Source organism: Veillonella infantium, assembly GCF_002959895.1.
In the GTDB taxonomy this organism is placed as follows: Bacteria; Bacillota; Negativicutes; order Veillonellales; family Veillonellaceae; genus Veillonella; species Veillonella infantium.
Genome location: NZ_PPDD01000010.1, coordinates 193398 through 215641, shown reverse-complemented (window position 1 = coordinate 215641; position 22244 = coordinate 193398). Strand labels below are relative to the sequence as shown.

Annotated in this window: 18 protein-coding genes and 1 other RNA gene; all 19 read left to right on the top strand. The window is 39.9% G+C overall.

The features are described 5' to 3' along the window. Positions 1-22: 22 nt before the first annotated feature. Positions 23-595: a manganese efflux pump MntP gene (locus tag VCHSUH03_RS07165; RefSeq protein ID WP_105094526.1), complete on the top strand. Its 573-nt coding sequence runs from the start codon at positions 23-25 to the stop codon at positions 593-595. Between the two features lie 204 nt (positions 596-799). Further along, positions 800-1111 (top strand): 50S ribosomal protein L21, encoded by a 312-nt coding sequence (gene rplU / locus VCHSUH03_RS07160; RefSeq protein WP_004698652.1) that lies wholly within the window; start codon positions 800-802, stop codon positions 1109-1111. Positions 1112-1113: 2 nt separating this feature from the next. Continuing rightward, positions 1114-1428 carry a ribosomal-processing cysteine protease Prp gene (locus VCHSUH03_RS07155; RefSeq protein WP_060923972.1) on the top strand — a complete coding sequence of 105 codons (315 nt, stop codon included), beginning with the start codon at positions 1114-1116 and terminating at the stop codon, positions 1426-1428. A gap of 12 nt (positions 1429-1440) precedes the next feature. Further along, complete coding sequence (gene rpmA / locus VCHSUH03_RS07150; protein WP_004696430.1) at positions 1441-1725, top strand: 50S ribosomal protein L27; 285 nt, start codon at positions 1441-1443, stop codon at positions 1723-1725. A gap of 213 nt (positions 1726-1938) precedes the next feature. Beyond that, entirely contained in the window at positions 1939-2595 is a 657-nt protein-coding gene (locus VCHSUH03_RS07145; RefSeq protein ID WP_060923971.1) for an ABC transporter ATP-binding protein, read from the top strand. Further along, entirely contained in the window at positions 2592-3356 is a 765-nt protein-coding gene (locus tag VCHSUH03_RS07140; protein ID WP_105094525.1) for an ABC transporter permease, read from the top strand. The genes VCHSUH03_RS07145 and VCHSUH03_RS07140 overlap by 4 nt, the downstream gene beginning before the upstream one ends. A 289-nt stretch (positions 3357-3645) precedes the next feature. Beyond that, positions 3646-5064, top strand: a complete 1419-nt coding sequence (hydG, locus tag VCHSUH03_RS07135; RefSeq protein WP_060923969.1) for a [FeFe] hydrogenase H-cluster radical SAM maturase HydG — start codon at positions 3646-3648, stop codon at positions 5062-5064. A 195-nt stretch (positions 5065-5259) separates the two neighbouring features. Beyond that, positions 5260-7242 carry a single-stranded-DNA-specific exonuclease RecJ gene (gene recJ, locus VCHSUH03_RS07130; protein ID WP_105094524.1) on the top strand — a complete coding sequence of 661 codons (1983 nt, stop codon included), beginning with the start codon at positions 5260-5262 and terminating at the stop codon, positions 7240-7242. A gap of 11 nt (positions 7243-7253) precedes the next feature. Continuing rightward, the gene (locus tag VCHSUH03_RS07125; RefSeq protein ID WP_105094523.1) at positions 7254-9494 is read left to right on the top strand and encodes a RelA/SpoT family protein; all 2241 of its coding nucleotides are present in this window, start codon (positions 7254-7256) and stop codon (positions 9492-9494) included. After that, a complete protein-coding gene (locus VCHSUH03_RS07120) occupies positions 9494-10129 on the top strand; it encodes an MBL fold metallo-hydrolase (protein WP_060923966.1) in 636 nt (211 codons plus the stop codon). Before VCHSUH03_RS07125 ends, VCHSUH03_RS07120 begins: the two co-directional genes overlap by 1 nt. A 40-nt stretch (positions 10130-10169) precedes the next feature. Then, entirely contained in the window at positions 10170-10661 is a 492-nt protein-coding gene (locus VCHSUH03_RS07115) for a Fur family transcriptional regulator (RefSeq protein WP_105089417.1), read from the top strand. Beyond that, on the top strand, positions 10654-12081 hold the full coding sequence (gene hemZ, locus VCHSUH03_RS07110) for a coproporphyrinogen dehydrogenase HemZ (RefSeq protein ID WP_105094522.1): 1428 nt from the start codon (positions 10654-10656) through the stop codon (positions 12079-12081). Before VCHSUH03_RS07115 ends, hemZ begins: the two co-directional genes overlap by 8 nt. Then, entirely contained in the window at positions 12081-13352 is a 1272-nt protein-coding gene (gene hisS, locus VCHSUH03_RS07105; RefSeq protein ID WP_105094521.1) for a histidine--tRNA ligase, read from the top strand. The genes hemZ and hisS overlap by 1 nt, the downstream gene beginning before the upstream one ends. 8 nt (positions 13353-13360) lie before the next feature. Then, positions 13361-15166: an aspartate--tRNA ligase gene (aspS, locus tag VCHSUH03_RS07100; protein ID WP_105094520.1), complete on the top strand. Its 1806-nt coding sequence runs from the start codon at positions 13361-13363 to the stop codon at positions 15164-15166. Between the two features lie 80 nt (positions 15167-15246). Beyond that, a non-coding RNA gene (gene ssrS / locus VCHSUH03_RS07095) (6S RNA) lies at positions 15247-15419 on the top strand. A gap of 176 nt (positions 15420-15595) precedes the next feature. Next, positions 15596-16897: a replication-associated recombination protein A gene (locus VCHSUH03_RS07090; protein ID WP_105094519.1), complete on the top strand. Its 1302-nt coding sequence runs from the start codon at positions 15596-15598 to the stop codon at positions 16895-16897. Between the two features lie 82 nt (positions 16898-16979). After that, positions 16980-19724 (top strand): FtsK/SpoIIIE family DNA translocase, encoded by a 2745-nt coding sequence (locus VCHSUH03_RS07085; RefSeq protein WP_105094518.1) that lies wholly within the window; start codon positions 16980-16982, stop codon positions 19722-19724. A gap of 48 nt (positions 19725-19772) precedes the next feature. Further along, positions 19773-20225, top strand: coding sequence for a helix-turn-helix domain-containing protein (locus VCHSUH03_RS07080; RefSeq protein ID WP_105094517.1), 453 nt, complete (start codon positions 19773-19775; stop codon positions 20223-20225). Between the two features lie 39 nt (positions 20226-20264). Continuing rightward, positions 20265-22226 (top strand): YgiQ family radical SAM protein, encoded by a 1962-nt coding sequence (locus VCHSUH03_RS07075; RefSeq protein WP_105094516.1) that lies wholly within the window; start codon positions 20265-20267, stop codon positions 22224-22226. Positions 22227-22244: the final 18 nt, after the last annotated feature.

Sequence of the window (22244 nt, the reverse complement as noted above, 5' to 3'; positions counted from 1 at the left end):
GTAGTTTTTATAGGTGAGTTTCGTGTCTGTATTTGAAATTATATTAATTAGTATTGGTCTAGCCATGGATGCCTTTGGTGTATCGATTGGTAAAGGTTTATCAATGCCGGTAGGTGAAAATGGCCGAAAGGTTACATTGGCATTCTTATTTGGGTTATTCCAGTTTCTCATGCCTGTTATGGGCTGGCTTATTGGTCGCCAGTTTATCGATGTCATATCTGAATGGGATCATTGGATTATCTTTGGACTTCTGGGCTATTTAGGTGTTGCTATGATACGAGAAGGCCTTAGTGATGACGATGAAGATGATGATAAACAGTTTTTAGGTGCTTGGGAAATGATTATGCTATCTGTGGCAACTAGCCTTGATGCGATGGCGGTTGGTTTAACCTTTGCTTTTCTACCTATTAATGTATGGGAAGCCTCTACTATGATAGGGGTAATTACCTTTGGTATTTCTCTTATTGGTGTGTACCTAGGCAAATTTATGGGCCAGTTCGTGGGAAAATATGCAGACATACTAGGTGGGGGTGTATTGATTCTCATCGGTACAAAAATACTTTTACAACACCTCGGTATTATTGGAGAATTTTAGAGGTTTGTATATATATGAAAGTATCATAAACTGAGCTATGTATGTTGAATTTTGTTTGACATAGATAGGTAAATACGATATACTATATCAGTATTAGTTCGGTTTACTGAACTTTGCAATCCGCGTGAAGCAGGTTTAAACGCCCGACCGAAGTTCGGGTCGGGATACCGAATTCAGCGAGTTCGATAACAAGGAGGTGTTCTCATGTACGCAATTATTAAAACTGGTGGTAAACAATATCGCGTTGCTGAAGGCGATGTAATTACTATCGAAAAATTGGAAGCAGCTGCTAACGAGTCCGTTACATTCGAAGAAGTTTTGACTGTAGTGAATGACGGCGACGTTAAAGTTGGCGCTCCTCTTGTAAACGGTGCAAAAGTTACAGGTACAGTTCTTGAGCATGGTAAAGGTAAAAAAATCTTAGTATTCAAATACAAAGCTAAATCCAACTACCGTCGTCGTCAAGGCCATCGTCAACCGTTCACAAAAGTTCGTATTGAATCTATCCAAGCTTAATTATGGTTTCCATTGAAATCCAGCGGAATAGTGAGAATCAAGTCATTGGTTGTCACCTATCCGGTCATGCAGGATATGATGAGCATGGCTTCGATATCGTATGTGCTGCAGTGTCTGCCTTAACGGCAACGGCAATGTTAGGTCTTACCCAGATTGCTCAGCAAGAAGGGGAATATACGAATAGCGAAGGTCGATGTGATATGGTTCTCTCTGGTACGATTAACCAGAGTGGACAGGATATTCTGGGGACTATGATCCTTGGTTTAAAGGAAATTAGCCGTCAATATCCAGAGTTTGTCCAAATACACGAAATATAGGAGGTGAACTTAATGTTTACTTTTGATTTGCAATTGTTCGCACATAAAAAAGGTGTGTCCAGTACTCGTAATGGTCGTGACAGTGAATCTAAACGTCTTGGTGTTAAATGCCATGATGGTTCCATCGTAAAGAGCGGTAACATCATCGTTCGTCAACGTGGTACTCACTTCCACCCTGGTACTAACGTAGGTATCGGTAAAGATGACACTTTATTCGCACTTGTGCCTGGTAAAGTAGCATTCGAACGTGCTGGTCGTTACAACCGTAAAGTTAGCGTATACCCTGTAGAAGCTTAATTTTACAAAGACTATTAATCCCTAGTGGTTTTCCACTAGGGATTTTTTGTATTTCTGTAGTATGTGTCTGATAGATATATTATAATTAAGCTTAGCATTATCATTTTGCAATGATATCATAATTAGAATCATTATGCTTAAGAATACTAAATAACTAGCAACAGTGAGCCGATATTTTGCTTTTAATACACATATGACGAGATAGGGGGCATTATGGCACTGCTAGAATTATCAAATATATCTTATATTGTAAAAGACAAATCTATTATCAGTGATGTATCTTTATCGGTAAATCAAGGCGATTATATTACTATTGTAGGTCCTTCGGGAAGTGGTAAAAGTACACTTTTAAAATTATGTAGTGATCTGATTAGTCCTACATCGGGAACTATTACTTATAATGATCGTCCTTTAACGGCTATAGATCCTGAATCTTATCGTAGAGAGGTGGGCTACTGCTTTCAAAGACCTTATTTGTTTGCGAAAACAGTACGTCGTAATATTCTATTTCCTTATGATATTCGCGGTTTAAAACCGGATATGAGTCGTATAGAATATCTCTTTGATTTACTACATATGCCACTAAATTATATGGAGCGCCGTAATGATGAGTTGTCTGGTGGTGAAATGCAACGAATATGCCTTATTCGGAGCCTTATTTTCGAGCCTAAAGTGTTGCTTTTAGACGAGGTTACGTCTGCCTTAGATGCGACGAATACATCTATTGTAGAAAATGTGATTGATGAGCTTCATAAAAAGGGGATCACCATTATCTCCATTACTCATAATGAAGAGCAAAGCTTGCGTATTGCAAATCGCCGCATCACTATCGTAGACGGTCAATTAGCTAAAGAGGAGGTACTGATATGAGTCAGTTTCAAACTATATCTACTATATCGTTGTGCCTTGCATCAGTGCTAGTTATTATTAGTATGATTATGTCTTATCGACAAGAATTGAAGCTAGAAAAGGATATTTTCATCAGTGCTATACGTGCTACAGTTCAACTATTAGTCATCGGGTTTATTTTATCCTATATTTTTAGTACGGAAAGTCCAATATTTATTATTGGCTTACTTGGATTTATGGCTTTTAATGCCGCTTATAACTCAGCTAAACGAGGGCAAGGGATTCCGCATGCGTTATGGATTTCCTGGTTTGCTATCACCATTGGTGCATGGATAACCTTATCTATTTTATTGGTAACTGGCGTGCTTAGTTTTACTGCGTACCAATTGATTCCTGTTGGTGGTATGGTCATTAGTGGTGCTATGGTAGCCATTGGGCTTTGTTATCGTCAAATGCTATCAAATTTTGAATTGCGTAGACAAGAGGTGGAAATTAAATTAGCCTTGGGTAGTACACCTAAACAAGCTTCGAAAGCAATAGTTCGTGATGTTATAAAGACGGGTCTACAACCTACTGTAGATAGTGCCAAGACATTAGGTATCGTAGCGCTGCCGGGGATGATGACAGGCCTTATCCTAGCAGGCATGCCTCCATTAGAAGCTGTAAAATATCAAATGATCGTTACATTTATGTCGTTATCCACTATATCGATTGCTTGTTTTATTACGTGTCAATTGGCATATAGAACATTTTTTAATACTAGAAATCAATTATATAAGTAATTTCTATTGAAATGTTAATAGTAAATAAGGAATTAATTTAGTTACATACATTTTAGTCATATTCGATATAGATAATCGATATAAATTAGAAATTCCCATACTATAAAGGTTGCTTCCTCTTATGAGGGAGTAACCTTTTATTATTGTGTGTCAAATTCCTATGTTTTTTAGTAGGAATAGTGGTATACTATGTACAGTATCAGTGAAATACCAGAAGACTGGTTGTCATATACTTTCATATACCTAAAGAGGGGTGGCGTTGCCACTAGAAAGATTTGAGGTAAGTACTATGTATGATGTAAAATCTCCAAAGGCGGAGGAATTTATTTCCCATCAGGAAATCCTTGACACCCTTGCCTATGCAGAGGAAAACAAGGAAAATCGGGAGTTGTTAGATGCTATTTTAGCAAAAGCTGCTACATTTAAGGGGTTAAACCATAGAGAAGCAGCTGTTCTATTAGAATGTCCGTTGCCTGAATATAAGGAAAAGCTTTATGCGTTAGCTAAAGAAATCAAGAAAGCTATTTATGGCGATCGTATCGTTCTATTTGCACCATTATACTTGTCTAACTATTGTATTAATGGTTGTGTATACTGTCCGTACCATTCTAAAAATCGCGATATTAAACGTAAAAAGTTGACTCAAGACCAAATTAGAGAAGAGGTTATTGCCTTAGAAGCAATGGGGCATAAGCGTATCGTAATTGAGTCTGGTGAAGATCCTCTTAATAATCCTCTTGAATATATTTTGGAATCTATCAAGACTATTTACGGTATTAAAAATAAAAATGGCGAAATTCGCCGTGTAAACGTAAATATTGCAGCTTGTTCCGTTGAGGATTACAAGAAATTACATGAAGCTGGTATTGGTACATATACATTATTCCAAGAAACGTACAATAAAGAAAACTACGAAGCACTTCATCCAACAGGCCCTAAGAGCGACTACGCCTACCATACAGAGGCGATGGATCGCGCTATGCAAGGTGGCATTGATGATGTAGGTATCGGTGTTCTTTATGGCTTAGAACATTATAAATATGATTTTGTAGGTTTGTTGATGCATGCAGAGCATTTAGAAGCAGTATTTGGTGTAGGTCCACATACAATTTCTGTACCTCGTATTTGTCCAGCTGATGATATCGATGTAGATGATTTCAGTAATGCTGTACCTGACGATATATTTGAGAAAATCGTTGCTCTTATTCGTGTATCCACACCGTATACAGGTATGATTATGTCTACCCGTGAAAGTCAATCCATGCGTGAACGCGGTTTGGCATTAGGTATCTCCCAAATTAGTGGTGGCTCTCGTACTAGCGTAGGTGGTTATAAAGAAGAAGAGAAACCAGAGGATAATTCGGCTCAATTTGATCGCAGTGACACACGTACATTAGATGAAATCGTAGATTGGTTACTAGATCTTGGATATGTGCCTAGTTTCTGTACTGCATGCTATCGAGCAGGTAGAACAGGGGACAGATTTATGGCCCTCGCTAAATCCGGTCAAATCCATAACTGTTGCCAACCTAATGCATTGATGACATTAAACGAATACATCATGGATTATGGTGACGAAAAAACTAAAGCTCATGGCGCTAAGGTTATTGAACAACAGTTAGAAAATATCAAAAATGATTTAGTTAAAGATAAAGCTAAAGCTTATATTGCACAGATGAAAGACGGCGAACGAGACTTCCGGTTCTAAGTAATTCACTGATAGAGAACCTCCTATTGATAATGGGAGGTTCTTTTTTGTTGAGAAAAACACAAAGCTTAAATGAGAATAAAATATATAAAATAGTTTATTTTGTTCACTTTTTGATGTATAATAAATAAAAATGATAATGATAATACGTTGAAGTTTTATACTAATATTGATTATAAACTACTGAGGGATATGATGATTAAGAAAAAACGTTGGCGCATTTCCACAAGCGACAAAGAACAAGAGAATATCTTAATCCGTGAACTTGGTGTGAATCCTATTGTGGCCAAATTAATGGTTAATCGCCACATAGATGTTGATGAAGGGCGTCGGTTTTTACAAGGCTCTTTGTCTGATTTGTTAGATCCATTCGCATTAAAAGATATGGATGTAGCTGTTTCGCTAGTTCAGGAGACAATTGAAAAACATAAACCAATCGTTATTTATGGTGATTATGATGTAGATGGCATTACTGCCACATCTGTTCTATATCGTTTTTTAAAGAAACTAGGTGCTGATGTTACCTATTACATACCAGAGCGTCAAAGTGAAGGGTATGGCCTCAATTTAGAGGCTTTAGAGCATCTTATAGAGCAGGGGACAGCTTTAGTAATTACCGTGGATTGTGGTATTAGCTCTTACGATATTGTTGAGGCTGTACGTGACCGTATCGATATGATTATTACGGATCATCATACAGCACCAGATATGATTCCACGAGCAAAGGCTGTTATTAACCACAAGCAAAAGGATTGTCACTACAAGGATAAGAACTTATCCGGTGTTGGGGTTGCTTTTAAATTATGCCAAGCATTGTGGCTTACAAAGACTGGTGAATGGTATTTAGATGATTTAGATATTGTTGCATTAGGCACTGTGGCGGACGTTGTGCCGTTAGTCGGTGAGAACCGCATCATCGTAAAAGCAGGCCTTGAAAAGATGAATAGTCATCCAAATCTAGGAATTAAAAAGCTAGTCGATGTAGCAGGTCTCCATGAGCGAACTATAACATCTGGACATATTGGTTTCACCTTAGCCCCACGGCTCAATGCAGCAGGTCGTGTAACTCATGCAACACGTGCTGTTGAGTTGCTAGTTACTGATAATGCTGACATGGCTGAAGCGATTGCTGAAGAATTAAATGAAACAAATCGTGAGCGTCAAGAACTAGAGAGAAATATTCACGAACTAGCTCGTATCGATGTGGCTAACCAAGGCCATAAGGCAGACTATGTAACCGTTGTAGCCGGTGAAGACTGGCACCCTGGTGTTATCGGTATTGTGGCTTCTCGCTTAGTTGAGGAGTTTTATAAACCGACCCTGGTTATTAGTATCCACGATGGCATTGGCAAAGGCTCCTGTCGTAGTATCGATGGTTTTAATATCTACGATGCACTGAAGTCTTGCGAAGATGTGTTATTACAATTCGGTGGCCATGCTGCAGCAGCAGGCTTCAGTATTGATGCAAATCGTATAGATGAGTTGCGAGACCGTTTGACTGCATATTGTAAGGAGCATGTAACAACAGAGGAATACATTCCCGTTGTTGCTATTGATGCGGAACTACCCGTTGATGATATCGATGTAGATATTATTGACCGCGTATCAGCCCTTGAGCCATACGGTATGGCCAATAGTACGCCGGTCTTTGCCGTTATGGAAGCAACCGTACAAGATATAATGCTAATGGGACAATTGAAAAATCATTGCAAGGTGATTTTAGAAACCTCTAGTGGCACATTGGATGCCATTGCTTGGAATCGTCCCGATTTATTTAAAACTATATTCATTGGAACTGTGGTGAAAGTAGCATTTTCATTGCAAAAGAATGAATGGCAAGGGATGGTTTCTCCACAGCTTATGATCCAAGCTATTGAACCGCTCACTGAAGAGCCGATTACGCTTTCCACGGAAGGTCTTAGACAAATGTATGTCATAGTAAAACAAGCTATGCGTGGTCGTAGTCAATCGGTTTATAATGTGGAACAAGAAATTTTGCGCCGTAAGCCGGCAGATCAAAATAATCGCAGTGCCCTTACATCCTTAGATGTATTTAAGGAGTTGGGCATCATAGAAGAATATACCAGTGATGATGGTCAATTAATGCTAAGATGGAATGCCATTGAAGGAAAATTAGATCTTGTCACGTCCGTAACATTTCTTACCTATAGTGTATAGGAGGTGACACCATGACAACTGTAAATGAAGAAGGCAAAGCTTTAGTAGAACAAAGCACTTTTAATAAAGGAAAAGCTTTAGCTGAATTTATGGAGTATATCCATACCTATTTAACAGATGATGAGTGTAACCAAGTATTAAAGGCTTTTGAGCTTGCAGATAAGGCTCACGAAGGTCAGCTTAGAGCTTCTGGTGAACCGTATATCATGCATCCACTAGCAGTAGCTGATATTTTGGCACACTTACAAATTGACCATATCACACTTATGGCAGCACTCATGCATGATGTGGTTGAGGATACATCATATTCAAAGGAAGACTTGGAGGAAATGTTTGGCTCTGAAGTAGCATTCCTTGTTGATGGTGTAACGAAATTAAACCAATTCCAATATGAAACAAAAGAAGATCGGCAAATGGAAAATTATCGGAAGATGATTTTAGCCATGGCGAAGGATGTGCGCGTCGTTGTTATTAAACTAGGTGACCGCCTACATAATATGCGTACCTTAAAGCATATGCGTAGCGACAAACAAAAGCGCATTGCCAAGGAAACATTAGAAATCTTTGCTCCTTTAGCACATCGCCTTGGTATCTTCAATGTGAAATGGGAGCTGGAAGACTTATCATTCCGGTATTTAGAACCAGAAAAATACTATGATCTTGTAGATCAAATGAAACAAAAACGCCAAGCTCGTGAAGACATTGTAAATGATACGATGAGTCAACTCACTAAGGCTTTAGGCGAAGCTCATATTAAGGCGGATATCAAAGGTCGTCCAAAACATTTCTACAGTATTTACAAGAAGATGAAAAAGGACAATCGCGATTTATCTCAAATCTATGACTTGCTTGCAGTTCGCGTTATCGTTGATACAATTCCTGATTGTTACGCGGTACTAGGCATTGCTCATAGTTTGTGGAAACCATTGCCATATCGTTTCAAAGATTATATTTCCATGCCGAAATCTAATATGTATCAATCGTTACATACTACGGTTATCGGTACCATGGGGCAACCTGTAGAAATTCAAATCCGTACATGGGAAATGCACCGCGTATCTGAATACGGTGTTGCAGCGCATTGGCGTTATAAAGAAGGCAATAAAAATGGCGATAAGGATTTCGACCAAAAGGTTGCGTGGTTGCGCCAAGTATTGGAATGGCAAGATACAAGTAATCCAACAGAGCTTGTAAACGCTTTAAAATTAGACGTATTCTCTGGTGAAGTATTCGTATTTACACCAAAAGGCGATGTTGTTAAATTGCCGATAGGTTCTGTTCCACTAGATTTCGCATATCGTGTTCATACCGATGTAGGGCATAGATGCGTAGGTGCCAAGGTAAATGGTAAAATTGTACCTCTTGATTACACCTTGCAAAATGGTGATATCGTAGATATCATTACATCTAAAACCGGTCGTCCGAGCCTTGATTGGCTTAATATCGTAGGTTCTTCTGAAAGTAAGAGTAAAATACGCAACTGGTTCAAGCGTGAAAATAAAGCTGAAAATATTGAAAAAGGCTTAGAAGCTCTTGAAAAAGAAGCAAAACGATTAAATTATAACTGGAAAGAATTGATTACCGACAATCGACTTCAACAGGTTACGAAACAGCTCAAAGCATGTACAGAAGAAGAAATGTTTGCCGCTTGCGGTTATGGTGGCATCCCTGTAAGCACTGTTCTATTGCGGTTAATTGAACTCTATAAAAAATCTAAAGAAGCAGAAGAGTCTAAACACAGCACTGAACAAATCATTGAGAAACTAAAAGCTCAAGGTCCGAAAACGACCAAGAATGGTACAGGCGTTCTTGTAAAAGGCGAAGCTGGTGTTATGGTGCGTATGGCGAAATGCTGTAGCCCTGTACCTGGTGATGATATCATCGGTTATATCACGCGTGGTCGTGGCGTATCCATCCATCGCTCCGATTGTACGAGTCTAGGGCATACGCCAGAAGATTTAGAGCGTATGATTGAGGTCTCCTGGGATGGTTCCTCTGGTGAATCTTTCCACGTAGGCATCGATATCCAAGCTTATGATCGAAATGGTCTGTTGATGGAGGTTATGGCTGTACTTTCAGAATTGAAAATCACCATTACAAACATCAATGCAAAGGTTCAAGAAGATACTAAAACCGTAAGTATCAATGTAGTTGTTGATATCCGAGATATTTCACAACTTGATTTTGTTATGACTAAGTTGCGTCGTATTCGTGAAGTATATACGGTACAACGTAGTAAAGGAGGGGCTTAATGAGTGAACAACAATTAGTGCTTATGCGCATGCCATTAGGTCCATTAGGGACTAACTGTTATGTTATCGGAGATAAAGAGGTAGGAGAAGCTTTCATTATTGATCCTGCTACTGCTGAAGTATTAGAGTCTTTAAAGAAACATGATTTAAAACCAAAGGCGATTTTGTTAACCCATGGTCATGGTGATCATATTGGTGGCGTTCAAGATATTGTAGATACATATCATGTGCCTGTATATATTCAAAAGGGTGATGTACCATATTTGGCAGATCCTGAGTTAAATCTCAGCGCCTATAGCAATCCTACACCCATTAAGGTAAATGCTGATATCATCGAGGTTAAGCAAGGTGACCATATTACATGTGGCGCTATTGACCTTGAAGTACTTGAAACGCCAGGTCATACGCCAGGTGGGGTATGTTATTATATGGAAGGCCTTGTATTTGTAGGCGATACACTATTTAGAGATTCTGTGGGACGTACAGATTTTCCAAATGGTTCTTATGAGACGTTAATGGAATCCATTAAAACGCAGCTCTATAAGTTGCCTGATAATACTATGGTGTATCCTGGTCATGGGCCGGAAACAAATATAGGTTATGAAAAACAATACAATCCATTCGTTGGAGCGTAGGTTTTATAAAATTTTGTAAGAAGTAAAGGGGATAGTTATCATGAATACAACATTAGAAAAATTAAAAGAACGCATTAAAGACAAAAAATACAAATTGACTACACAACGTCAAACAATTTTACAAGCCTTCATCGATGCTGATGAAAATCATTTAAGTGCAGAAGACGTATATGTACTTGTAAAAGAAGTGGCTCCTGATATCGGCTTGGCTACTATTTACAGAACACTTGATCTCTTCACTGAACTTGATTTGTTGAAACGTCTTGATTTCGGAGATGGTCGTAACCGTTACGAATTGAACGACGAAGAGTTTGCTCATTTCCACCATCATTTGATCTGCGTAAAATGTGGTAAAGTATCTGAGTTCGAAGATGATATGCTAGAAACTCTAGAATCTATCATCGCTAAGAAATTGAACTTCCGCACTATCGACCATCAATTGAAAGTATATGGTTATTGCAGTGATTGCCAAAATCATATGACTGAAGCAGAGCTTGAAAAATTAGAACGTATGGCTCATCACCATGCTTAATGGATATCTATATACGGGACCATTACCACTTGGTTCTGTAGTGGCCCATAATTGTGGTGCTGCAGGCCTGTTTTCTGACAAGGTGCATCCAGATGTTATCCTTGAAGCTCACGAAGTCGATGGATTGTATACCTTAACAGTTACCATTGGTGAGACGGTTCAGACTTTTGAAGGCCTCGTTTCCTCTATGGGACGACGTCAAATAGGGCAAGCTTTGTTAAGCTATTTGCGTGAATATCAAGGCTTGCCAGTTGATGCACCATGGGGGGCTATGGTCGGTGTACGCCCTACAAAGCTGCTACATAAATATATAGATACATATGGCTCTATCCACACAGCAACTCGTCACATTAGGGACGAGTTTTCTGTGTCTATGGAAAAACTTGCCACTTTAGGCTCTATAGGTGAATACCAACGTCCATTTTTAGCTGATACAGACCATAAAAAGGTGAGTCTCTATTGTGGCATTCCTTTTTGTGACACCCGCTGTGTTTACTGCTCCTTTCCGTATGGACTCTATCAGGACTATGATGGTAAAAGCCAATTTTTAACTGCCTTAGACCGGGACATAGAGGATATGAAAACTATTGTTGAATCTTATGGCTTAACGGTAGATACCATCTATATGGGGGGCGGTACACCGACGGTGCTAGGGGACGAAGACTTTCACCAAGTTCTAAAACAGCTATCTATACTTGTTCCTGAAGGTCATGAGTTTACTGTAGAAGCGGGGCGACCGGATTCTGTTAATCCTACAAAGTTACGATCTATGCTTGATTTAGGTGTCAATCGTATCAGTATTAACCCACAAACGATGCAAGATGATATTTTACGTCGCATAGGGCGTGGACATAGTGCACGTGATATTGATGAGTTGTTACAATATGTCAAACATAATACGTCGTTAGCGGTAAATATGGATTTTATTGCCGGTCTACCAAATCAAACGATGCAAAACATGATAGAGAATATGGATTATGTATGTCAAAATTTGCCGGAAAATGTTACAATTCATACGTTAGCATTAAAACGTGGTAGCCCATTGTATGATTTAAATATGCAAGATGATATCCCTGAGGAACATCTCGTGGCAGACATGGTACAATATGGTAAAGAGCGTCTTGAAGCGGCTGGTTATGTGCCATATTATCTGTATCGCCAACAATATATGAGAGGACAGTTAGAGAATATCGGCTATACCTTGCCCGGCAAAGCGTGCGAATATAATATTCAGATTATGGAGGAACGACAAAGTATTCTTTCCATGGGACCTGGTAGTTCATCTAAGTGGATGCGGGCCCCTGAATATCGTCAATTGAAACAGCATATGCCAAAGGATGTAGATGTTTACCACGCAACGATAGATGCACTATTAGAGAAACGACATAGAATTTGTAAAAAATTTTGGGAGGTTGTGTAATGGCTATTAGAAAACCAAGAGGTACACAAGACTTTTTGCCAGAGCAAATGATAAATTGGCACTATATTGAACAGCGTATGCGTGAAATTTGTAAGGTATACGGGTTCAACGAAATTCGCACACCTGCCTTTGAAGATACTAAATTATTTTTGCGTGGCATCGGTGAAACTACAGATGTAGTACAAAAGGAAATGTACACATTTACTACAGGTGATGATGGTGGCTCTAGCTTTACCTTGCGCCCTGAAAATACAGCATCTGCAGTACGGGCCTATTTAGAAAATAAAGTATATGGTAAAGAAGGCCTTACAAAATGGTATTACATGGGGCCTATGTTTCGACATGATAAACCACAAGCTGGCCGTTACCGCCAATTCCACCAATTTGGGGCAGAGGTATTAGGTTCTCAATCCCCTGTAGTGGATAGTGAAGTTATCTGCATGGTCGTACAATTGTTGAAAGACTTTGGCCTTAAAGACCTCAATGTAGAGGTGAACTCTGTAGGATGTCCAATATGCCGCCCTGTATACCGTGAAAAATTAATAGAGTTCTTTGAGCCTAAAAAAGAACAATTATGTAGTGACTGCCAAGAACGTTTGTATAAAAATCCTTTGCGTATCTTGGATTGCAAAAATGAAACATGTAAATCCTTGTCCGTAGGTGCTCCTGAAATTCACGAACATTTATGTGAAGAATGTCATGATCACTTTGAAGAATTAAAAACTTATTTAACGGCTGCTAATGTGCAATATACATTAAATCCTCGTTTAGTACGTGGCCTTGATTATTACACAAAAACAGCATTTGAGGTGCAATATACTCCATTAGGGGCTCAAAGTGCAGTAGCCGGTGGTGGTCGTTACGATGGCCTTGTAGAGGAACTTGATGGTCCTCATACACCAGCTATCGGTTTTGCGATGGGCATGGAACGTTTATTATTAGCCCTTGAAAAACAAAACTTATTACCGGAACAAACTGTAGAGCCATCTGCATTCGTAGTAGCTCTTGGTGATGCGGCTAAGGTAGAGGCTTTCAAAATTTGCCAAGCATTGCATGATGCATATGTATCCGTTGAAATGGACGGACAGGGTAAGAGTATGAAGGCACAATTAAAATATGCTAACAAAATTAATGCAAAATATGTTATCATATTGGGTGATGATGAATTGGCTCGTGGGGAAGCCATAATCCGATTCATGGAAACTAGTGAACAAGAAACTGTACCACTCGATACAGTTTCTGAACGTATAACTTCTTTGGTGAAAGGATGACAATTAGAATGGAAACAATGCAAGGCTTACACCGTACGCACGGTTGTGGCACCATCTCTGAACAAGAGGTAGGTAAAGAGGTCGTATTATGTGGTTGGGTTGAACGCCGTCGTGATCATGGTGGTTTGATTTTCTTGGATTTACGTGATCGTTCTGGCGTAGTACAAGTAGTGGCATCTCCAGATCATAACGTGGAATCTTTCCACAAAGCAGAGGATGTTCGTAACGAATATGTACTTTGTGTACGTGGTAAAATTACAAAACGTGATGAAGCTGCTATCAATCCAAATCTTCCAACAGGTGCATATGAAATGTACTGTGAAGAGTTGCGCGTATTGAACTCTGCTAAAACACCTCCATTCTATATCCAAGATGATATCGATGTAGATGAAAATATTCGTTTAAAATATCGTTACCTTGACTTACGTCGTCCAGAAATGCAACGTAACTTGATTTTACGCCACAAAGTAACGAAAGCAATGCGCGACTTCTTCGATAGCCGCGATTTCTTGGAAATTGAAACTCCAATGCTTACTAAATCTACACCAGAAGGCGCTCGTGACTATCTAGTACCTTCTCGTGTAAATGCTGGTACATTCTATGCATTGCCACAATCTCCACAAATTTTCAAACAAATCTTGATGGTAGCTGGTTATGAAAAATATTTCCAAATCGTTCGTTGCTTCCGCGATGAAGATTTGCGTGCAGACCGTCAACCAGAGTTCACTCAGCTCGACTTGGAAATGTCCTTCGTAGATGAAGAAGACATTTACTCCATGCTTGAAGAAATGGTTGCTCATGTATTTAAAACTACATTGGGCAAAGAAATCACATTGCCTATGCCTCGCATTACATGGGATGAAGCAATGGATAAATATGGTTCTGACAAACCAGACCTTCGTTTCGACATGGCCTTTACTGATGTAACTGATCTTGTAAAAGATACAGAATTTAAAGTATTCCGTTCTGTTATCGACAATGGTGGCGTAGTTAAAGGTATCGTAGTACCTGGTGATGCAGGTATTCCTCGTCGTGAACTTGATGACCTCGTTGAATATGTAAACCGTTATGGTGCAAAAGGTCTTGCATGGGCTTGCTTCAACGAAGATGGTTCTATCAAGTCTCAAATCATGAAGTTCTTAGGTGAAGATACAATCCGCAACATCGGTGAAAAAATGGGCGCTAAAGGTGGCGACCTCGTATTGATGATTGCTGATAAACCAGCAACTGTAGCACGTGCATTGGGCGAATTGCGCCTTGAAATGGCACGTCGTATGAACATGATTGATTCAGATAAATTGGCATTCACATGGGTAACTGATTTCCCTATGTTCGAATATAACGAAGATGAAAAACGTTATGTTGCAATGCACCATCCGTTCACAATGCCTCGTCATGAAGACCTTGATAAATTAGAATCCGATCCTGGCAGCGTAAAAGCAATCGCTTATGATATGGTATTGAACGGTGTTGAAATCGGTGGCGGTTCCTTGCGTATTTACCAATCTGATGTACAAGAAAAAGTATTCAAAGCTATTGGTTTGTCTGAAGAAGAAGCAAAATCCAAATTCGGCTTCATGCTTGATGCATTCCAATATGGTGCACCTCCTCATGCAGGCTGTGCATTCGGCCTTGATCGTCTTGTTATGTTGATGGCAAAACGTCAATCTATCCGCGACGTAATCGCATTCCCTAAAACTCAATCTGCTTCTGATGTTATGAGCCAAGCGCCATCTGAAGTAGAACCTAAACAATTAAAAGAGTTGCATATTAAACCAGATATCGAGGAAGAAGAAGAGCAATCTTTGGTGTAAAAACATAGGCAAGAATTGATTAAAATTCAAATGTCAAGACTTGTTTATTACCAATCTTTCTGATACTATTTATGTATAAGATATCCCTGCCATGTGCGTGTGATATCGCAGTTTTGAGCCAACACATTTACTTCGGGAGTCCGAACTCTCGTCTGAACGTTACGCCCTTATGGGACAACTGCAGGATGAGGAGGACACCCACCTGCCCTAAGCAGGATCAAAACGCGGTACATTACGGCATGGTGGGGCTTTTTTGCGTGTAAAAATGACATGTCATGTCATATACTATATATAGAAAAGACCAGCCAATATAGTTATTATAGGCTATTGATATATAGATTGTGTTCTTAATGAATACAATTTACTAGACTGTATAATTTATAAAACGTTAGAGTTAATAGACAAGATGTTATGGATTGAGGTGATAGAATGGATAGTTTATTTGATATGACGCCCACCAATACGTATGAACCGTTACCGGTGCGTATGCGTCCTACCACATTAGACCATTTATATGGTCAAGAAAAAGCGGTAGGGAAGGGGACTTTCTTACGAGCTATGGTTGAAAAGGATACAATTCCATCTATGCTTTTTTATGGCCCATGTGGAACGGGTAAAACTACACTAGCAGGTATTATTGCTAAGGTTAGCAATAGTCATTTTGTAAATTTAAATGCTACTAATGCGGGCATAGGTGAGTTGCGTAATATCATAGAGGATGCTCGTAAGCGGGTGCGATCTTTACAACAACGAACCATTTTATTCCTCGATGAAATTCACCGCTTTAATAAAAGCCAACAAGATGTGTTATTACCTTGTGTAGAGGATGGCACAATCATCCTCATTGGCGCTACCACAGAAAATCCATTTTTCGAGGTAAATAGACCTCTTTTATCTCGTCTAAGATTAATTACCCTAGAAGCGCTTACACCAAAGGCTATAGGCCAAATTTTGCGCCGTGCTATTACAGATGAAGAGGTAGGCCTTGGTAAACGGCATCTACAGGTGACAGATGAGGTTCTTGAAGATGTAGGGATTTTCGTCAATGGCGATGGGCGTATGGCGTTAAATATTTTAGAGCAGGCAGCAGCAATGGTACCTGATGAAGGGGCTATTACTATAGAGGTCCTTGAAAAGGTCGTAGGCCGCCGTATTTATACATACGACAAAAAAGGCGATAGTCACTATGATACGATTTCTGCGTTTATTAAAAGTATGCGTGGTTCTGATGTACAAGCGACGGTTCATTATCTCGCTCGTATGATTGAAGCTGGCGAAGATCCAAACTTTATCGCTCGTCGTATCGTAATTTGTGCAGCTGAGGATGTAGGCCTTGCAGATCCGCAAGCTTTAATTCTAGCCAATGCAGCGGCTCAAGCGGCTCATATGGTAGGATTTCCAGAGGCTCGTATCATATTGTCTGAGGCGGCTTGTTATGTAGCATTAGCACCGAAAAGTAATTCTGCTTATTTGGCTATCGATGCAGCAATTGCCGATGTGCGCCACAAGGATTGTGGACAGGTGCCAGATCATTTAAAAGATAGTCATTATAGTGGGGCTAGCAAGTTAGGTCATGGGAACACCTATAAGTATGCTCACAACTATCCAAATGGCTATGTAAAACAGCAGTATCTACCAACACCTCTTATGGATGCTTCGTACTACAACGGTATTAAAAGAGGCAAGGAAGAACAGTTACTTTGTGACTGGGAGAAACGGCGTAAAAGCTAACTAAATACTTCGATATATGCTATAATATAATGATAAGTTAATTTACAGTAGTGTTATATAAGTAAGGGGTTTGTATAGATTTATGGCAGAAGAAAAAACTTCCACCAAAAAACGCAATACACGACGAAAGCGAACAAGTACAAAACAGCAAACTAAGTCTCAAGGATTTTCCTTGCGCAGCGAAGTTAAAGGCTTAATTGTAATTGCCTTTGCAGTTATTTCCTTGCTCGGATTCTTTGGGTTTGAACTCGGTCTTGTAGGACAGATTTTAACAGGTATATTCCGTTATGGTTTTGGCCTAGGTGGTATTATTCCTTGCTTTGGTGTGTTCTGGATTGGCTGGCGATTATTGTATAAAGGAACATTTATTTCCGTTACTAAACGGGGCGTTGTAATGACTTTGTTCTTCCTATTCTTGCTAGCCCTTGTTCCATTGTGGCGCGTTCCTGAGGGGCAGGAATTAATCACAACACAATTGGCTGATCAAGGTGGTGTAGTAGGTGGTGCCATCGCTACATTCCTTCGCACCCTATTAGGTGAGCTAGGGGCTATCATTTTAGATGTGTTCTTATTATTAGCTTTTGGTATTCTGATCACTCGTTTATCTTTGCGAAGTGGCTTGCAAAAGGCAGCGGATAAAACACAAGTAGGTTTAGATGTGGCTAAAGAAGTGGCTGCTGAGAAGGTAGCTGTAGCTAAAGAGGTCTTTGAAGATTGGAATGAACAACGTAAAGAAGCTGCAGAACAACGGAAAGCGTATAACAGGGAAAAGGATACACGCTTTGCTGATGCTGCAGATCAAGCGTTAGATACACTTGAAAAACGAGGTATCACTACCGACCGAGATAACTTTGAAACGAGTGCGGTTGTAGATAATGAACCTATGGTGGATACAGTAACGACTGTAGAAGCTCCAAAGGCTCCTACATCTTGGAAAGAATTAGCTGAAATAGAAGCGCGCAACCGTGCAGCAGAACAATTGGCGAATATTTCTGAAGATGCTGGTGATGCGAAGTCTTATGATGTAGATGATTTTGATCAATTCTCTGATGCTAGTAGATCTACAGGTGATGACTATGTATATACTCCAGATGAGGATTATACATATACTCCAGACGAAGGATATATAGATGAATCTGACTCAGTAGAGAATAACCATGAGGAACAACCAAAGTTTACATATCAAAATACAACGATTGGTCCATTGGAAACTAATCACGCTGCCATAGCTTCTGCTGTACCTGGAACAGGTGCTGCAGCAAGTTCTGTAAGTGCTGGTGCCGGTTTGTCTGGTATGAGTTTACAAGTACCATCTACTATTAGTACTACAGAAGATACAGCACAAGTAGCAGTATCTAAAGATGGTCAAATTCATCGTACCTATGATAGACCTTATCATTTCCCAAGCCTTGATATTTTGGCGAAAGGGAAGGGGAGTCAAAGCAATGGTGAAGAAGTAGCGCAAAATGCAATGATGCTTGAAAATGTATTGAGTAACTTTGGTATTACTGCTAAGGTCGTTAATGCTACACAAGGTCCAACTGTTACACGCTACGAAATTGAACCTGCACCAGGCGTAAAGGTTAGCCGCATCGTCAATTTAACTGATGATATTGCCTTAAACTTAGCGGCTCAACATATTCGGATGGAGGCTCCAATCCCTGGTAAATCCGCCATCGGTATCGAGGTTCCTAATAAGACGACAGAGGCCGTTCATTTACGTGATGTTCTTGATTGTAGTGACTTCAAGGACGCTCGTGGGGGTATTCCGGTAGGTCTTGGCAAGGATATTGCAGGTAAGCCTGTTATTACTGACCTTGCGAAGATGCCTCACTTGCTTGTAGCAGGTACTACTGGTTCTGGTAAATCTGTATGTGTAAATACTTTGATTTCCAGTATTCTCTTTAGTCGTAAACCAGAAGAGGTTAAGCTTTTATTAATCGACCCTAAGATGGTTGAATTATCGATTTATAACGGTATTCCTCATTTGATGGCGCCAGTTGTAACAGATATGAAAAAAGCAGCCGCTGTATTGCGCTGGGCCGTTCGTGAGATGGAGGCTCGTTATAAAGCTTTTGCAGCATCTGGCAAACGCGATATTAAGAGCTATAACGAAGCGCACCCTAAGGCGGCTATGCCTTTGATTGTATTAATTATCGATGAGTTAGCTGACCTTATGATGACTGCTCCTGATGATATTGAAGAATCTATTAGTCGCTTAGCACAAATGGCGCGTGCTGCAGGTATTCACATGGTACTTGCTACTCAACGTCCTTCTGTCAACGTTATTACAGGCTCTATTAAGGCTAATGTACCTAGTCGTATTTCCTTTGCAGTAGGTTCTCAAATTGACTCCCGTACTATTCTCGATATGGCGGGTGCTGAGAAACTGCTTGGTAAAGGGGATATGTTATTTGCTCCAATTGGTGCTAATAAACCAATTCGTGTACAAGGTGCGTTTATCTCTGATGATGAGGTAGAACATCTTGTGGAATTTGTAAAAGCTCAACGTGAACCAGAATATGACGATACTGTTACACAAGAGGCTGAAAAGGAAACCGAAAAAGAATCATCAGAAGAAAATGATATTTACCGCGATGAATTATTAGACCGTGCTGTTAATCTCGTTATGGAATCTGGTCAAGCTTCGGTGTCTATGTTACAGCGTCGATTCCGCATTGGGTATACTCGTGCGGCTCGCCTTGTTGATACGATGGAAGATCTTAAAATTGTTGGTCCTAGTATGGGCAGTAAGGCTCGAGAAATTTTGATGAGTCCTGAACAAGCTAAGGCGCGATATTTCTCAGACTCCAATGATGAGCAATAATTAAATGATTACGATATGAGTATTATGTAGATTAAGAGAGGAACGAAAATGGCTGAATTAGGCGAAGAATTACGACGTGAACGAGTAAGACGTAATTTAACCTTTAAAGATGTGGAGCAAGTACTGCACATTAAAACAACCTATTTGGAAGCTATCGAAGATGGTAAGTATGACATCATACCTGGTCAGGTCTACGTAAAAGGCTTTATTCGTAATTACGGTAATTATTTAGATCTTGATGGGGATCGCTTGGTAAAAGCCTACCAAAGTCAAGTAGGTGATATAGATACGTTTTCTTTGCGTTCTGTGACGCGTCAGAAGGCACAAGCAGCGCCAAATTTGGTACAAAGCGAATTCGTTGAATACCAAACCTCTAAGAAGAGTATGTCTTTAGAAACGCGACAACGAAAACGCCAACGTTCTATCGTTCAGGAACGTATTATTTTAGGCATTATTTTATTCTGTATGGCATTATTTTTACTGTGGTTATTCCTTTTCTAATAGTTGATTAGGAATGATAGAAAGGCATTTACACAATCAATGGATAGATTTTTAGTAACAGAACCTTCGGATATGAAGGAACGAGGTTGGGCCGAATTAGATTTTGTCCTCATTAGTGGGGACGCCTATGTGGATCATCCTTCCTTTGCACCTGCAGTTATCGGCAGATACTTAGAATCCAAAGGGTATCGTGTGGGTATTATAGATCAACCAGATTGGAATGATGTAGAGGCTTTCAAAAAACTTGGTAAACCGCGTCTAGCATCCCTTGTTACAGCAGGGAATCTAGATTCAATGCTCAATAAATTTACGGCGGCAAAGAAAATTCGTCGACAAGATGACTATTCTCCAGGTGGTGAAGCGGGCCATCGCCCAGATCGAGCTACCTTGGTATATGCGAATCGTATGAAGGAGGCTTACAGTGATGTGCCTCTTATTATCGGTGGCATAGAGGCGTCCTTACGTCGATTTGGTCATTATGATTATTGGTCAGATACTGTGCGTCGTTCTATTTTAGTTGATTCAAAGGCGGATGTACTCATTTATGGTATGGGTGAACTTCAAATCGTAGAATTAGCTGATGCGTTAGATCAAGATAGATTTAAAGAGTCCTTGCCATCTATTCGTGGTATTTGTTATATGGCCAAGGAAATCCCTACCATAGACTATGTTGAGTGTCCATCTTTTGAGGAAATTAAAGCGGATAAGATGGCTTTTGCTGATGCATTCCGTATGCAGTATGATGAACAAGACCCATTCTATGGTCGTATAGTAGTACAAAAACATGGCGATAGATATCTTGTTCAAAACACACCTGCATTGCCACTTACGCAGGAGGAAATGGATGGCGTATATAACTTGCCGTATACTCGCAAGTGGCATCCTAAATATGATGATAAGGGTGGCGTACCAGCATTAAGCGAAGTACAGTTTAGCCTTGTAAGTCAACGGGGGTGCTTTGGTAGCTGTTCATTCTGTGCAATAACAAATCATCAAGGTCGTATCATCCAAAACCGTAGTCATGAGTCTTTACTTGATGAAGCTCAAACTATGATTAATATGGATAACTTTAAAGGATATATTCATGATGTTGGGGGCCCTACGGCGAACTTCCGTCATTTAGCTTGTGACAAACAAGCTGTATATGGTGCTTGTAAAGGTCGTACTTGTGCGGCGCCAGAGCCTTGTGAAAATCTAAATACAAACCATGATGACTATATTGCTTTACTCCGTAAATTACGTAAGCTAAAAGGCGTAAAAAAGGTATTTGTTCGTTCCGGCTTGCGTTATGACTATGTTCTAGCGGATAACAATAAAGATTTTGTCCGCGAGCTTTGTGAATTTCATGTAAGTGGACAACTAAAAGTAGCGCCAGAACATGTTTCTAAACGCGTTACCAATATGATGGGCAAAGCTGGTAAGGAAGAGTTCCTCACCTTCAAATCTTGGTTTGAAGAGGCCAATAAAAAGCTTGGTAAGAAGCAATATCTAGTACCATATTTTATGAGCTCTCATCCAGGTTGTGCCTTGGAAGATGCTGTTGAATTAGCCGAGTTCTTACGTGATCAACATATGTATCCAGAACAAGTGCAAGACTTTATTCCTACGCCGGGGAGCTTATCGACATGTATGTATTATACGGGCATTAACCCACTGGATGGAAAACCTGTATATGTTGCCAAAAAAGGTAGAGATAAAGCTAAGCAGCGGGCCTTAATGCAATATAAAAATATTGAAAATTATGACCTTGTAAAAGAGGCGCTCATTGAAGCTAATCGACGTGACTTGATAGGGTTTGGACCTGAATGTTTGATTCCACCACGCCCAATTGGTCGGATTAATCGTCCTAGTCAATCTAGTGGTTCTCGTAATAGTGGGAAGAATAATGATCGTCGCAACGGACGTCAGTCTAGTGAGAAAAGTAGTAAGGGTAGACCCTCTCGTAATGGCATGACCAAAAGTCGCCCATCTAATAGTAATCGAGGACGTGGTAGTCGTTAATAATGGAGAATAGTTTTG